The organism is Variovorax flavidus, from assembly GCF_030317145.1.
GTDB lineage: Bacteria > Pseudomonadota > Gammaproteobacteria > Burkholderiales > Burkholderiaceae_C > Variovorax > Variovorax flavidus.
This window is the reverse complement of record NZ_JASZYE010000014.1, coordinates 19,515-34,214: the sequence shown is the minus strand read 5'-3', so window position 1 is coordinate 34,214 and position 14,700 is coordinate 19,515. Positions and strand designations below refer to the sequence as shown.

Here is a 14,700-nt window from a genome sequence, read left to right as displayed (position 1 = left end):
GCGGGCAGACGTCTTCGCCTGGGCCGGGAATGCCCGGCGGTGCTTCGTCCCCGGGGTTCCAGAGGTTCAACTTTTGTCGCGTCGGGCGACTGAGATCCTACGGTCATGATGGGCTCCTCGGTGTCGGGATGAGATTGCAGTTCTTTGGCGCCTCAGGAGTGAGGCGCTCGCGCCGCCTGGTGTAGGACCGTGCACGGGTGGCCGCACCTCTTTCAGAGTGCGAGCTCGCACGCACGACACTGTGCTCCGTATCAGACGGCTGATGCTGCCAAAGCTAATTGAGCCACGCCTTGAACCAACCGTGATCTCAACGCGAGCGAGCTGAAGTGGCATGCACGCGCGGAAGGCGCACCCGTGACGCAGGCGTAGTCTTCCGGCCATGCACCACCTCGAAATTCACAAGTGCCGCGGCATTGCGCTTGCCATCCTGCGTGGCCACGAGGTCGCGCGGCACCACGACCTCCATGTCTCGCATGCGCGCTTCAATCACGGCGGCCATCACGCATTGGTCACTGGACACGCCGGCCAAATAGAGCTTGTGCACCTGGAGATGATCCAGCAACAAAGCCAAGGGCGTTGCATGAAAAGCAGAATGCTTCGGCTTGAGCACTAAGTAGTCGTTTGTAAGCACCCCAGGCGACCCAGAAGACATTGCTGAGAAGAAATATCCAGAAGCCGGCGTTGCGACGAGACTTGGCGTTGGAGCCCACAAGGTACGCTGCGGCGACCGAGGCCACGAAAGCGGGCCACTGGAGCAGTCAGGTAATTCCATGGCGGCTCAACATCAGGTGCTGAAAAGCAGGGGTGACAAAGCGTCTGCACGAAGTCGGAATGCCACCGCTTCGACCAGCGCATCCGCAAATCCACCCACAGCACGCCCCTTGCGCCTTGCGCTCGTAATCACACGAGGCCGTGCGCTCCAGGCGATTCGTGCCCCTGCTGCTTCGAGCGCAGCGATCAATGCCACATCCTCGCCGCATGCAATGCTTTGAAAGCCGCCGGCAAGACGGTACGCAGTAGCCGAGACACCCAGATTCGCGCCATGGACGTGGCGATGCTCATCTTTGTCGGTATAGGTCTGCCCGAAATGCCAGCACAGGAGGTTCGCATGCTCGCCGTGCGGCGTCCAGTCTTGGACCTCCACGGTGCCGCAGACAGCGTCGGCATCCAGATCGAGTTGCTCGGCGAGCCAGTCGCGTGACACGATCGTATCGGCGTCGGTGAATGCGAGCCAGCGGGCGCCGCGGGATAGGAGCAGTTCGGCCCCCGTGGCCCGCGCAACGCCCACGTTGCGAACAGCAATCTCCAACGTGAGGGCGCCGGCATGCGCAGCGAGCGTCGCCGTTGCGTCAGTACAGGCATCGGCCACCACTACCAATTCAACGGGCTCGCCTTCCAGGCGTGGACTGTGCGCACACTTCATGATGGCCAAGACGCAATCGGCAATCAAGGCCGCTTCGTTGTGAGCGGGTACGACGATTCCGAGCATAGGGGAAGACCTTGGGCATCGTGGGTTGACACCTTATCGTCGGCGCCGCCCACGGCCTGACAAGTCGGAAAACAGATTGGCAAGCTGTAGGTAGGACCCCGCGGTATGGAAGCACGGCTCGAATGAGCATTGCTGCGGGCGCTCAGACCCTGACTGCCGCGCGGCTCCGGTCGCCTTCACGCCTGAAGGTCTCGCGCGACCTGGTGTTCGAGGGTTTCACATCAGGATGGAAGGGAGATGATTTAGGCTGCCCTCGGCCTTTCGGTCGGTCAGCATGCCCTCAACGCTGGCTGGCTCGCTCCGACTCAACCGAGTCCTGGAAGCGGGCGCTGTAGGCTAGCCGGGGCGGAGCGCACGGATCGGACAAAATCCGGGTGAAACGACCGCTTGCTTCCATCGGCAAACTCGATCTCGACTGCCATCGTGGTCGCCGCTACCACCTGACCGACACCGTAACGTCGGACCCGCACCGTGGCCTCCGGTCGGAAGGGCGGCGGCGTGCTGACGGCCCCCACCGGGCAGCCCGCCGACTCATCAACTTGCGCCTCTGCCTGTGCGGCGTGAAGGGCGATGCGCCTGCAGTTGTCGCAGGTCGTGCAACGCGTCGCAGGGTCTCCGCCCTGCAGGTGCGTCAACAGCACCTGCCAACGGCAAAGTCCGGTCTGCGCATAGAACACCATGCCCTCGAGCGTGGCCTGATCCTGTTCACGCTTTTCGCGGTAGTGATCGAGCATGCTGGCAAGGGCTTCCGGCGAGACGGCCGGACGCAGGACCGCGAGGCGGCCATCGGCGCTCTGGCGCACGATCCGCCGTTGGCGCAGCAGGGTTAACGCCACCTGAATCTTGTTGCGCGGAGCGCGCAGCTTGCCTTGCAGCGTCTGCAGGGTCCACCCGGCGCCGTCGGGCGGCTGCGATCGCAAGCCTGCATAGACCTCGTCGAGTTCCTTCGCATCGGGATAGCGCCCCGCCAGGAAGAACTGCTGCACCGCGCGGTCGCGGCGGTGAAACAGCAGGATGCAGTCGGCCGACGCGCCATCGCGCCCGGCACGACCCGACTCCTGGTAGTAACTGTCCAGGCCGGCCGGCATCTGGTAGTGCAGCACGAAGCGGATGTCGGCCTTGTCGATGCCCATCCCGAAAGCGTTGGTGGCCACCATGACGCGCACCTCGCCGCTCATGAATGCGTCCTGGGCCTCGCGGCGTTGCGCGCTGCTGAGCTTCCCGTGATACAGCGCGACCGACTCCCCCGCCGACTCGAGCGCTGCGTGCACCGCTTCAACCGCCTTGATGGTGGCTGCATAGACGATGCCACTGCCGGCAATGTCCTTGACCAGAACTAGCGCGCGCTCGCGCTTTCGGTCCTCGGTGGCGAGTTGCTCGACGGCGTAGCGCAGGTTGGGCCGGTAACTGCCGGTGTCCAGAAGGCCAGCTCTCGGGATGCCCAGGCGCTCCATCACGTCGTGCGCCACCTCGTCGTTGGCGGTGGCGGTCAGCGCCAGCACGGAAGGGTTTCCCAACGCCCGCAATGCGTTCCCGATCTCGAGAAAGGCAGGTCGAAAGTCGTGTCCCCATTGCGAGATGCAATGCGCCTCGTCCACGACCAGCAGGGCCGTGGTCCCCCTCTGCAGCAGAGCTAGGAAGTCCCGGTCGGCAAGCCGCTCGGGCGTGGTCAGGACAATCGTCGCCGACCCTTCCTCAATGGCCGCCTCGGCCGCACTGATTTCTTCCGCTGAGCACTGACTGTTGAGCTGAACGGCCGCAATACCGAGCTTGAGCAGCTTCTCGCACTGGTCCTTCATCAAGGCGATGAGCGGTGAGACCACGATCGTGCGGCCTTCGAGCAAAATCGCTGGCAGCTGGTAGCAAAGCGACTTGCCCGCACCGGTCGGCATCACCGTGAGCGTAGAGCGACCTTCTAGGACGCGGGCGATGACTTCACGTTGCCCCGCGCGCAGCCTGCGCAGGCCGAAGACCTTGCGCAGGCCGCGCTCCACCTGATCGGTGCCAGGGGACGCGGCCGGACGCTCAGACCTGAGCGCCGTCTTCGTCGTCTTGGGCATCGTCTTCGCCGGCCGCGGCGAGTTCGTCCGGTGTAGGGTCCATCGACTCGGCAGCATAGAGCGCATCTCGCGGCACCATTTCGACGCGATCGGGCAGAACGTCCGTGTCAAGCCGAAACGTCTCCGCGCCAGCTGACGCGCGCTCGCCGGCCCCCGCTGCATCGGTGCTGCTGCCGTGAGAGATCGCAGGCGCGCCCTGTGCGTTGTCATCGGGAAGCGCAGACCGGAAGCGGTCCGATTCCACGTCGCTGCCGCTGTCTCTGGTGTCGCTTGGTCCTAGCGCGTCGACATCCGCACCGCGCGGGCGAGCCGGCATGTGCTCACCCCCGAGAATGCTGCTACTGGCCATGGGGTCCTTTTGGATGCGGTGATGGGAGGTTGAAGCTGACCGCTGCTAACAGTTGGCGCGGATGCTGCGAATCAGGATCTGTTGACCCACGCGCTGCGTCTCCACGATCGCCGTGCCCTCGCACGTGGTCCTCGACACCCGATAGCTGTATCTCGCCTCCACTCGGCGGTCATCGATCGCGCGGAGCGAGCGGATAAGCAGGGGCCGATCGAACGAGCCAAAGAACCGCGCCATGTTGTTCTCATTGAACGGGCCGGCGCCCCGCTTGGCGGGGATCACCACCGCCGCAGCCGCCTTGCCGTCCGCCACAGACAGTGCCCGGTAAAAGGATTCGACAGCCTGGACTTGCCCCGCGTGGCTGCCGGCGCTGGGATCTTGCACGGCCGCCCGCATCGCAGCGCCGGCGTCGGGCGCTTCCAGGACGGTGCCCGCCCCGTACGCGGTCGATGCCTCCGTCGAGAGAGGCACCTGCGGCACCTGCGCGGCGGGGGGGCCAGAAGCCTGCCCGTGCCACTGAGGCGGCGGCAATGCAGCCGCCATTCGATCGGGTGATGTTGGTGGTGCGGTGGAAGCGGGTTGCGCGGACTTGCCGCCACGGCCAAGAGAAGGCGTGCCTGTGACGTTTACGAATAGGGCCACGAAACCGATCGTTGTCGCCATAGCGAGCACGCCCAGCACCATCCAGAACGACTGCGTCTCGGGGGGCAGCACCGTCCGGGCCGGGTGATCCGAACGATCGGACTGGCGGGCCAGTGCACCTTGATCGCCTTCGGAGCGCCGCGCTGCAGCGCGCTCGCTCGCCAGCGGCGGCGTCATGCCCCGCAGCGCGGACGGTCCCGAGGGCGCGAAGCCTGGCAACCTTCCGGCGCAACCGATGCAGAACATCGCACCGGCGCGATTGCTTCGACCGCAGCGCTCGCAGACGTTTGTCATGCTGACGCCTTTTGTTGGCGTTCAACAAGGACCTCTTCCGACATGCCGCAGGTCCCCAATCGACGGTCGGCGGGACGTTGCAGGGCGACTAGCGACGCGCGCGCATCAGCGTCATCAATAGCGCTGTTACCACTGCGCTGCCGGCGGCGGCGATCGCAACCGCCTTCATGGGCTCCTGCGCGGCGTACTCCACGCCCCGCTGCTTCAGGTCGGCAGCCTGGCCTTTTACGTCATCGATTTTCTTGCCAGCGGCGTTGACTGCAGCCTGGGCATACGCCTTTCCCGTCTCGACCGCGGCGCTCGCCTTGGACTTCGCATCCTGCAGATAGTCTTGCGTCGCGTCCGGCGCCGTGCGGAATGTCGACCCGCTCTGCGTGTCAAAGGAGTTCGAGTCCATGGGGCTTCGACCGGCGTCGGTCCCGCCGTCCTTGCGCGCCTCGGCGCCCTCGGCCTGTAAGTTGGTTGAAGTGGTTTCCATCTGTCGTCCTCAAGCTGGTAAAGATCGGAAAGGGTGATGGCGGCAGCGAGTGCTGGGCCGGGGACACCAATAACAACACTTATCGCCCACGCAACCCTGCGGTTTGATCGGCCGTCGAGCCGTGTCGTTGTAGGCGGCGGCTCGCTTGAGGTGATGCGCAAGCGCTGCGCGGCAGTCGGGCCGCGGTCCTTGACCTCCGGCGTTTGGAGGTGTTCTCCTATACGCGTGCGAAGCTAGTCGCTCAACGCTGGGGGAACCTCAACCAAGGAGCACTCCATGAACCTCATCATCTGGCTTGTCGTGGGCGGCCTTATCGGCTGGGTCGCCAGCATGATCATGCGCACCAATGCACAGCAAGGCATGGTCCTCAACGTGATCGTCGGGATCATCGGATCGCTCCTGGGGGGCTGGCTGGTGGCGCCGCTGCTCGGGACGGCAACCGTCAACCAGAACGACTTCAGCGTTCGCGGCCTGCTCGCTTCGCTGATCGGTGCCGTCATCCTACTGGCAATCGTCAATCTGGTGCGGCGCGGCCGAGTCCGCTAAGGAGCGCGCCATGGGCTTGCTCACACAGATTCTCGGCGGCCTGGCCGGTCGCGCGCTGGGGGGTCGCGACAGCCAGCGCGGCGGCGGCGCTGGCCTGAGCCCGGTGCTCTTGGCGCTGCTGCCCGTAGTGCTCAGAATGTTGCAACAGCGCACCCAGCAGGGCACTGGCATGGCGGACCGGGCGAGCGGCATCGGCGATCTGCTTGATCAGCTCACCCAGCGGGGCTATGGACGACAAGCCGGTTCCTGGGTGGGAACTGGGCCGAACGAGGCCCTGCCGCCCGAGGCGATCGAGGAGGTCTTCGGGCAAGAGGAGGTGCATCGGATCGCGCAGCAGGCGGGCGTCGGCGACGACGACGCGCGCAGCGGCCTGTCGCAGCTCCTGCCCGACGTAGTCGACCATTTCACGCCCACCGGCACCCTGCCCGAAGGCGATCGGCTGACCGCGAGCCTTGACGACTACCTTCGGCGGCTGTAACGGCCCGCCCCTGCCGAAAGGGGCGGCGAGCGTTCTCGCCGGCAGTGGAAAGTCTGGCGACGACTAGACTAGCCCCGCGGCGGCCATGTCATTCACCGATGGCCTGGCCCATCCCCAGCGTGAGATCGGTCCGGACCTCGACCTCCAGCAGTGAAAGGCGTAGCGCGCGCACGCGTTGCGCGTCGCTCGGATGTTGGCAGGCGAGTGCGGCCGCTTGCACCGAGTCGAAATAACACCTTGCGCTGGGCGCGCAGCTTCATCAGGGCTCCTGAGGATCGAGTCTTTGATGTTGGCGGAATCGGGCCCGCAAGAGGGCGGTGCACCACCAGATCAGCGCTACGTTGGTGAACAGGCCGACGGTGACGACCATCGCTGCTCGATTGGCGAATCCTTGACTCAAATCGAGGAGCAGAAGGGTGAGGGACCAAGGCAGCGCGCAAAGAATGGCAACCATGAGGAGAATGCTTTGCTCGCTCGGTCGGAGCGCGGCAATGGCCAAGGTCACCGCGACTGCGGACCATGCGCCAGGCAACCACCAGGCATGGCGGTACAGAGGTGGTGGGTGACGCGAGGTCATGACGGAAATTGTGCGCGTGGGCGACGAAGACACCTGAGCAATTTCACACACAAGCTATGTTGTTCGCCCCGCTGTCGCGGGCTGCCCACAGACAGCAAATGGCCATTCGATTGGCTTGACCTTACGCCCTGACGATGTCCACCGGGCCGATCCCGGAGTACACAGTCTCGCCGGTTTTCAGGGCTGTCACGGTCCAGCGCTCTCCCGGGGTGATCTTGTAGTCGCCCGGCTCGAAAGCAAGGTCGCGTTCCTCGTGGACGCCGGCTCCAAGCCATGAGGGAATCCGGAGCAGGGAAGGGGATCGGGAGAACAGATCGTGATTTTGGGTCATAGGGCGAATGCTACCGGCGCGGGGCTATTGGCTGGCTGGGCGCTTGACTGGATAGGACTTTTACTGGCACGGAAAAGGGCGAAGAGTTTGGCAACCCCTCCATCGGCGCGCAGCATGGCTTGGCTGTTCGGCGTGCGCAAGCTGACGCCAGAAGGGATAGGCCATGGCCGAGTCGGAAGAAAAGGGCAGACGTCCCGCCCGCCGAGTGGGGCCGCTTCTGGAAGGGGCATCCATGTCCGATACGAGCTTTGAGCACCACGGGCATCAGGTCGAAATCAAAGCATGGGAAGCGGGCGCCCATTGGGCATGGTCGTTCCAGATTGATGGCCGCTTGCCGGTGCAGACATCCACCTCGCGGCGCGATCGAGGCAATCGGCGCTCATCGAGGCAAGGCACGAGGCTATCGCGGCGATAAAGTTGTTGGACGCGAGGCCGTAGCTGGAGCGCCAGGCGCGCAGGCCGCCGAATGGCACACGGCGCCAGATCGCCGGTCCGCTCCGTTTGCCGCAGCGCTACTTCTTGTCAGCCGCCTGCACGTTGATCGCAGCCTCGGCGAACTCGCCCATCAGCCCGTCAAGCCGAGTCCGACGAAGTAGCCGGCCGGCCGAGTCGGAGCCGAACCATCAGTTCTTCCGTAATCTCACCAGCTTGCTGGACGTGGCGCACGCGGTCATTGATGACGCTCAGCAATTCGTGCTCGCCGCAGACCAACGTGGCGCCGGAGCCCGGCCCACCATCTGTCATTTCGCCAGGGAAGGACAAGCTCCAGTAGGGCCACCCAACAGGCATCACTTCGATGTTGTAGGCGTCGGCCAAGGCAAAAGCTGGGATGGCTACCGATTCCAGGAACTTGTGGTCGGGGGAGGCAATGGGCACGGGACGGTGCGCTTTGACGGTGAACGCGAAGCGTACTGGCATGTCGAGTTCCAGAGTCCCGGCCTGGACCAGTGCCGTGAGAGTAGTCGGCGCGCTGCCGGTCCAAGCGGCTGCTTCATTGCCCAAGAATGCGAATGCGTCACCGGACTCGCAGATTACAAGAAGCCGTTCACAAGGGCCTGGAGATCGAGCGTAAGCGCGGAGCAACTCGCCCATGACAGGGCGTCGCTGCTCGTCGGCGTAAAGACGATGGGGCTCGTAGCCGAACCGGTGCAACGCCGCATGACAAGCGTCCTCGGGTGACACCTCGGTGTTGACACCTGCGAGCCCTTTTAAGGCGTCAATGCATTGCCAAAGCATCCGACTTACCTCGGTCAGCGGCTGCCCGGTGATTGCGGCCAACGCCGCGGGGATCGGCTGCACAGCGCCGGCCCGGTCGCGAATGATCGGGCTGAGGACCCGTGTGGACGTCGTGGTCATGCAGATTCCTTTGGTCTGAAGATCGAGTGCAGCGATCAGATGCGCAGGCTCGCCATCCCAGGCGGCCGAGTGCACCGGACCTTTTCCAGCCGTAGCGTGTCCCCTGAGCCCTTTCCGGTTTGACGTCGCGCATTCAGAAAGCACGCCTCATGGATCGTGCGTTCTATGGAGATGAGATTCGAGAGCCCATCGCCTTTGCGCTAGTAGGACTGCGCCACTCGAATGGTGTCGTCATCGACCGAGAGAGCGTGGAACGATGATCTGTCGATGGACGTCCATCGCGTCGAGGCTTGGATCAAGAGGCCCGATTCATCTGGCGGAATCGACGGCCGCTCGGACACGCTGGTGGCACCGGTGCGAACCCAGTGGGTACGTTCGCTTTGAGGTTGCGGATTTAACGGTCGACGCAACACATTCGCTGAGCATTTCAGCGGGTATTTGGAAGCCGGGCGTCTTGCGCGGCCTCTCGTTCAATTGTCTCGCGATGGCGTCAAGCTGAAGCTGCGAGAAGCTTGAGATGTCCATGCCCTTCGGCATGTACTCACGGCTGGCGATGATGGACCTCGCCCGAGGATCATCGCGATCGCTCGAATCGAGAAGCCAGCCACCATGGCACGCTGGATCTCCTCGCGTCATGAGCATTTGGGATCGGCAGGCCTAGACCGCGATCCACAGCGCCGCTTCGCTTTCCCGACTTCAAAGAAAACGGCGCAGGCCTTTTTGGGCCCGATTAGCCTTCGCCTCTCGCGTCGGCGTCTTCGCAGAACCGGCGTCACTTTTTCGTCAGGAGCAGCTGTCCCATCTTCTGCAGTTTTCCCTTGAGGCCGCGGGCGATCACGCCCAGGACACCAGGCATCTCAATCTCCATAGTGACTGCGGCGTCGAGCACGTGGATGACGCCGGAGACTGTCTGCCCCATCGCTGCGACGCTGAAAATGAGCCGGTCACCTTCCCAGCGCTGGGTGGGAGGTCCGCTGCTGCCGGGCAGTAGTGTGATGATTCTCGCGAACCCAGCATCGATGCGGCGACGCGCCTCAACGCGGCCGAGTTGATGTGGAATGCTGATGGAGATCGGCGTCGCCATGCGTACAGGGTGCCGCGATTCCGAGCGCTGGGCAAGGGGCCTGAGATCGAAGTCTGTCCGAATCGTATCCGGCACCTAGTACTAGCGGCGAGGGGGTGGATCGAGATGTTGATTGGTCCCGGACAGGGAGAAGGTCGAGTTTTTTCGCGAACCCGCCGCGGACGGGCCTGATCGGACCATGGTGCACAGGCGTGGCGGGCCGGTCAGCCTTCCGGGTTTGCGTCCCCGTTCTCGCCGACCGCCTGCGGGCCGACCCTTTCATCCTGCACCAGCTTGCAGAGCGCAACGCATCCGGCGTCAAAGGCGTCGCCCCAGCTGGTGCAAGGCTCATCCGCGGTGGCAAGTGGTCCCCAGACACTCGCGTCCTCCCTCGATTCGAGCAGCAACCAGCAGAAGCGGCCGGGCTCAGGCTCGACTACGGTGATCGAGATCTTGCGCAAGGAGGTTGTCATTCGGATCGGAGGTTCTCTTGAAGAGAGATTTATATGCGGACCGCCAGATAAACCTTGCATGAACCTGAACGGAAGGAGGGAAGATGCGATGGGCTATGGACCTCATTCGACGGGGGATCGGTACGAACCCTAGATTGACATTGGCTTGAGCTACATCAAGGCAGCGTCCAAGAGCTTGCGTAGCATTACTTCTCAGAACAGGAGACTTTCCATGCACGCAACTTCCGACTCCTTGGCGCGTGAAGTGCCTCTCGTCCACTTTTACTTGAACCAGCTGCTGGCGCTCGCACCATGGCCCGCCGCCGTTTGGGTGTTCTGGCAGGGCCAGTACTCGCGGTATTCAACCTTTCTCGCTGGCGGTGCTCCCATTTGACGCCTGATAGGGCGATGCTTGGGTGGTGAGCAGCGCTCGAAGCATCCGTAGGCGTCGATCCGCGACCGCAGCAAGAGGTTGAAGCCACGACCTTGTGACAGTTCGTGAGGAATCGGGGATGCCGCCAGTTGACTGAGGCAGCGACTCTGTTGTCGGCCAATTGCCGCCACTGAGTTGGGCCAGCTAGCGGCGGTAGATCATCATCAAATTGTTCGCCGGCATCTCGACCAGCCGCGTGCGTGCGAAAGCGTGCGCGTCGGCGGCTGCGTCGAGATCCCTTACCCGCCGCAGCCCCCAGCGCGGATCGCGTGCCTTGAGCGAAGCGTCGAACGCTTCATTCGAAGACGCGGTCGCCACGCCCTCGCGGCGCCACGGCCCATAGAGTATCAGCGGCGAGCCCTTGGCCAGCAACCGCTTCGCGCCCGCGAGCAGCCCGAGCGTCGCCTCCCACGGGCTGATGTGCGCCATGTTGATGCAGAGCACTGCATCGGCGGCATCGACCGGCCAATCCGCCGACGCGGCGTCGAGTGCGAGCGGCGGCAAGACGTTGTCGAGCCCCGCGCACCAGCTCACGATCGAGCCGAGCGCACTCGGGTCCGGATCAGTCGGCTGCCAGACATGGCCGGGGAACAGCTCCGCGAAGAAAGCGCAATGCTCGCCCGATCCGCTCGCCACTTCGAGCACCTTGCCGGTGACCGGCAGTTCCTCCTGCAGCACCTTGGCGATCGGCTCGCGATTGCGCAAAGTGGCCGGCGCATGCTTGCGCTCTGCGCTATCGTCACCGGGCATCCAGGGCGTCGAACCTTGCATTTCGGCCTCGCAATAAGTTACTGTCTCGCCAGGAGTATCCGCGCATCCTGACGATGCACCGATGACAGGCGCTCTGAGTTGCAGATCGCTCGCTGCCAGGGCCCCGATCTCAGCTTCCAACAGATTCTTGCTGCCCTGGGACCGAGGGTCGCTCCGCCATCAACTCGGCCAGCCTCGGGTAGGGTCTCGTTGCCGTGTTTCCGAACAGCGGGTCCTGGCGCGATGGAGCCGCTCGGGCCACGGCATCCCAGTCCTCCGGATTCAACAAAAGGCGAGCGCGCGGAAGTATCTGTCTCTCCTCTGTCGCAATATGGTGCCGGTAGTAAGCCAGGTAGAGTGCTGCCGCCGCTTCCACGGTCGTTCGCAAGACGGGGACATCGTTGAGCACCTGGTTCAATCGCGATATGAGTTCCTCGCCGGCCGCCGCCACGACGCGGTGCTCTTGAAGCAGGCGGTTGATCGGCATTTGCATCTGAGGATCGCGCGCCGCAAGAATCTTGAAGGCCGCATCTTCGCGCGGATGGTGAAAGCAATCTCCAAACTCCCGCAAGTAAGAGACGACTTCGAGCATGAGGTTGTAGTCGGGACTCTCCCCGTCGCGAAACCTGGCGACCTGCTCGTCGAGGATGCTCAGCAGCAGGGAGAAGTTTCCGTGCTCGGCATGCCATTGCGCAATCTGACTGGTCATGTGAAATCTCCAATGAACTGCCCAGATTCCGAGGACACTCTGGACCGAAACGTCCGCCGGATACTTCGATCGGGATGACCCTATCGTGCGCCCTTGCTGAGGACGTCGCCTTGCGATGTATCAAGCTTCCGTACGGAGTCATCGTGGACGAGGACCATGCGCCGCACGCCGGAGGACTCAGGCTCGATCGGATCGGCATGGCCCCGGCGCGCAGATTGCGCCAGACCGTCAGCGCCCATCGATTGACGAGGATCAAGTCGATCCGTCCGCCGGGTGCCAAGCTTCGGTGAACGAAGGAGCGACCATGCGTATTCAATTTCTGGGTGGCACGGGAACTGTTACCGGATCCAAATACCTGCTCGAGCATGCGGGCCGCCGGCTCCTCGTCGACTGTGGCTTGTTCCAGGGCCTGAAGCAACTGCGCCTGCGCAACTGGGAACCGTTTGCGGTCAAGGCTGGGGACATCGACGCGATCTTGCTGACCCATGCGCACATCGACCACAGCGGGTTTGTTCCGCGCCTCGTGAAGCTCGGCTTCAAGGGGCCGGTCTATTGCACCGACGCCACGCGCGAGCTCTGCAAGCTGATGCTGCTCGATTCAGGGCGTCTGCAAGAGGAGGAAGCCGATTTCGCCAACCGTCACGGCCACTCGAAGCACAAGCCGGCATTGCCGCTGTACACGGAACAGGACGCCCGCGATGCGCTGGCGCGCTTCGAGACCGTCCCATTCGAGAAGGAGCACGCGCTGTGGCGGGACTGGTCGTGGCGGCTGACGCGCGCCGGACACATCCTGGGTGCGGCCAGCGTGCGCGTCGCTTGGACGGGAGGCAGCATCCTGTTCTCGGGCGATCTGGGTCGCAGCGACGATCTCCTGATGCGACCGCCGCAAGCGGCTCAATCGGCAGACTACGTCGTCGTCGAGTCGACCTATGGGGATCGCCTTCACCGCGACGTCGATACCTTGGCCGCCCTGGCCGAGATCCTGAACCGAACGGCTGCCCGAGGGGGCGTCGTGGTGATCCCATCCTTTGCCGTGGGGCGCGCGCAGACCCTCCTGCACTGCATTCACCTGCTCAAGCAGGCCCGCCGGATTCCCGACATGCCGGTGTACCTCAACAGCCCGATGGCCGCGGATGTGACGCGCATCTATCGTCTTCACCTTGACGAGCATCGCCTGAGCGCCGATGAATGCGCGGCGATGAGCAGGGAAGCGACCATCGTGAACTCGATGGAAGAATCGAAGCGGCTCAATGCATTGACTTTCCCTTCCATCATCGTGTCGGCCAGCGGCATGGCCACCGGCGGCCGCGTCCTGCATCACATCAAGGCCTATGCGTCCAACGCAAGGAACACAATCCTGTTCGCCGGCTTCCAGGCCGTTGGCACGCGCGGAGCGACACTGGTGGGGGGCGCGAGGGAGGTGAAGATCCATGGTGAGTACGTGCCCGTGCGCGCCGAGGTCGCCAATCTCGACACGTTGTCCGCGCATGCCGATCGCGCGCAGCTCCTGCACTGGTTGACTGCGCTGTCGGCGCCTCGACGGGTCTTCGTGACGCACGGTGAGCCGGTGGCCGCCGATGCGTTGCGACTTGCGATCGAAGAGCGCCACGGATGGCCGGTTACGGTGCCCGACTACCTCGAAGCCTGCGAACTCTGAGACGGGGAACAGCATGGTTGCAAGGCGTCGAAATCGAGCAAAGTGCCCTTGCGCCGGTGTTCACTGAGAAGCAGGGTGGTGCAGCGCAGACAGCGCCCAGTGTTCGTGACAGATGATGGTCGACCTGGGGTGTGTCACGCATGGTCTTCCCTGCTTCGCGCTCTCGCGATCGGATGCGAACTCAGGCCAGAGGGATCGTGTCAAGCATCACGGTCTGCATGACGCAGCGGTGGTTTTGCGAACGGTGCGCTTCGTCGATGAGGCGGCCCTGCGCATACAACGACCATCCGGGCGGGTTCGTCGCGTCGACCACGTAAGCCGACTCGTCCGACGCCGGCTGCGCAAACTCGGTGAGCTGCAGCGAAAACCCCAGTTCCCGTGCAGCCAACAGAAACGTGCTGCTGCGCGAAGTGTGCACATCGCCCATGAAAACGAGGTTCGCCCGCGACATGTCCTTCGATCCGTGTTCGCACAGCGTCAGCAGATCGGCGAGCGCCCTGACTGGGTGGTCGTCCCGGCCGAGCCCTGCGTAGACCGGAACACAGGCCTCCATTTCGATCCTCTGGACCGTGGACCGCGGAAGGGTGTCGCAGTCGATGGCGTCGTACATGCGCCCCAGAAGTCGGGCCAGAGCCCCGATGTCAGGTTGCGTCGTGGCATCCGCTTCAAAGCGCACCTCTGCGACACGAGCGCCAAGATCCTCGGCGGCGCGCTGGAGAGGCGATATTTCGTGTCCAGATGGAGCGCTGAGCAGCAGAGCCAGATTCCTGCCGCGTAGCGCCTTGTGCGTTCCTCCTGCATGCGAGTCCGCACGCAGGCGGCGGGCCGTTGAAAAAATGGCGGCTGTGTTTGCCGCGCACAGTTCGACGGGCGACCAGAGTTGAGACGGAGAGTTGGCGGCTTTCACAAACGCAACGGTATGGCTTTCGCCGGCGCCGGGTTTGATGGGCGTCAAAAATTGGTCGCCGGATCTCGTCGTTGCAGCCCAGACACAAAGCATTCACCTGTTGTTACCCCGGACCCCCGTCGCATTGGCGCT

17 protein-coding genes and 1 pseudogene are annotated in these 14,700 nt (G+C 63.8%); 3 read left to right on the top strand and 15 right to left on the bottom strand.

The annotated features are described in order from the left end of the window. Positions 1-307 precede the first annotated feature (307 nt). The 6 genes from QTH90_RS29790 to QTH90_RS29765 form a co-directional block, all read right to left on the bottom strand. Positions 308-610, bottom strand: a complete 303-nt coding sequence (locus QTH90_RS29790; RefSeq protein ID WP_286668189.1) for a cysteine hydrolase family protein — start codon at positions 608-610, stop codon at positions 308-310. Positions 611-784: 174 nt separating this feature from the next. After that, positions 785-1,489 carry a glycosyltransferase family 2 protein gene (locus QTH90_RS29785; protein ID WP_286668188.1) on the bottom strand — a complete coding sequence of 235 codons (705 nt, stop codon included), beginning with the start codon at positions 1,487-1,489 and terminating at the stop codon, positions 785-787. Between the two features lie 305 nt (positions 1,490-1,794). Then, complete coding sequence (locus tag QTH90_RS29780; protein WP_286668187.1) at positions 1,795-3,549, bottom strand: RecQ family ATP-dependent DNA helicase; 1,755 nt, start codon at positions 3,547-3,549, stop codon at positions 1,795-1,797. Continuing rightward, on the bottom strand, positions 3,515-3,898 hold the full coding sequence (locus QTH90_RS29775) for a hypothetical protein (protein ID WP_286668186.1): 384 nt from the start codon (positions 3,896-3,898) through the stop codon (positions 3,515-3,517). Before QTH90_RS29775 ends, QTH90_RS29780 begins: the two co-directional genes overlap by 35 nt. Positions 3,899-3,943: 45 nt before the next feature. Next, positions 3,944-4,831, bottom strand: coding sequence for a hypothetical protein (locus QTH90_RS29770; protein ID WP_286668185.1), 888 nt, complete (start codon positions 4,829-4,831; stop codon positions 3,944-3,946). Positions 4,832-4,919: 88 nt separating this feature from the next. Further along, positions 4,920-5,309 (bottom strand): hypothetical protein, encoded by a 390-nt coding sequence (locus tag QTH90_RS29765; protein ID WP_286668184.1) that lies wholly within the window; start codon positions 5,307-5,309, stop codon positions 4,920-4,922. Positions 5,310-5,585: 276 nt separating this feature from the next. On the opposite strand from QTH90_RS29765, the gene QTH90_RS29760 reads away from it, so the two are divergent. After that, positions 5,586-5,855, top strand: a complete 270-nt coding sequence (locus QTH90_RS29760; RefSeq protein ID WP_286668183.1) for a GlsB/YeaQ/YmgE family stress response membrane protein — start codon at positions 5,586-5,588, stop codon at positions 5,853-5,855. Between the two features lie 10 nt (positions 5,856-5,865). After that, positions 5,866-6,333: a YidB family protein gene (locus QTH90_RS29755; protein ID WP_286668182.1), complete on the top strand. Its 468-nt coding sequence runs from the start codon at positions 5,866-5,868 to the stop codon at positions 6,331-6,333. A gap of 259 nt (positions 6,334-6,592) precedes the next feature. Here QTH90_RS29755 and QTH90_RS29750 read toward each other — a convergent pair whose 3' ends face one another. From QTH90_RS29750 to QTH90_RS29715, 8 genes and pseudogenes are all read right to left on the bottom strand, one after another. Then, on the bottom strand, positions 6,593-6,910 hold the full coding sequence (locus QTH90_RS29750) for a hypothetical protein (protein ID WP_286668181.1): 318 nt from the start codon (positions 6,908-6,910) through the stop codon (positions 6,593-6,595). A 121-nt stretch (positions 6,911-7,031) separates the two neighbouring features. Further along, the gene (locus tag QTH90_RS29745; protein ID WP_286668180.1) at positions 7,032-7,241 is read right to left on the bottom strand and encodes a hypothetical protein; all 210 of its coding nucleotides are present in this window, start codon (positions 7,239-7,241) and stop codon (positions 7,032-7,034) included. A 573-nt stretch (positions 7,242-7,814) separates the two neighbouring features. Next, on the bottom strand, positions 7,815-8,597 hold the full coding sequence (locus tag QTH90_RS29740) for a hypothetical protein (RefSeq protein WP_286668179.1): 783 nt from the start codon (positions 8,595-8,597) through the stop codon (positions 7,815-7,817). Between the two features lie 399 nt (positions 8,598-8,996). Continuing rightward, positions 8,997-9,143: pseudogene (locus QTH90_RS29735) on the bottom strand (IS30 family transposase); the annotation flags it as partial. A gap of 226 nt (positions 9,144-9,369) precedes the next feature. After that, entirely contained in the window at positions 9,370-9,681 is a 312-nt protein-coding gene (locus QTH90_RS29730; protein WP_286668178.1) for a polyhydroxyalkanoic acid system family protein, read from the bottom strand. 203 nt (positions 9,682-9,884) lie between these two features. Then, positions 9,885-10,121: a hypothetical protein gene (locus QTH90_RS29725; protein ID WP_286668177.1), complete on the bottom strand. Its 237-nt coding sequence runs from the start codon at positions 10,119-10,121 to the stop codon at positions 9,885-9,887. A gap of 568 nt (positions 10,122-10,689) precedes the next feature. Next, positions 10,690-11,295 (bottom strand): DUF938 domain-containing protein, encoded by a 606-nt coding sequence (locus QTH90_RS29720; RefSeq protein ID WP_286668176.1) that lies wholly within the window; start codon positions 11,293-11,295, stop codon positions 10,690-10,692. Positions 11,296-11,425: 130 nt separating this feature from the next. Beyond that, the gene (locus QTH90_RS29715; RefSeq protein ID WP_286668175.1) at positions 11,426-12,004 is read right to left on the bottom strand and encodes a hemerythrin domain-containing protein; all 579 of its coding nucleotides are present in this window, start codon (positions 12,002-12,004) and stop codon (positions 11,426-11,428) included. A gap of 304 nt (positions 12,005-12,308) precedes the next feature. On the opposite strand from QTH90_RS29715, the gene QTH90_RS29710 reads away from it, so the two are divergent. After that, positions 12,309-13,661: an MBL fold metallo-hydrolase gene (locus tag QTH90_RS29710; RefSeq protein WP_286668174.1), complete on the top strand. Its 1,353-nt coding sequence runs from the start codon at positions 12,309-12,311 to the stop codon at positions 13,659-13,661. 181 nt (positions 13,662-13,842) lie between these two features. Here QTH90_RS29710 and QTH90_RS29705 read toward each other — a convergent pair whose 3' ends face one another. Next, positions 13,843-14,616 (bottom strand): Rossmann-fold NAD(P)-binding domain-containing protein, encoded by a 774-nt coding sequence (locus QTH90_RS29705; RefSeq protein WP_286668173.1) that lies wholly within the window; start codon positions 14,614-14,616, stop codon positions 13,843-13,845. Positions 14,617-14,700 lie beyond the last annotated feature (84 nt).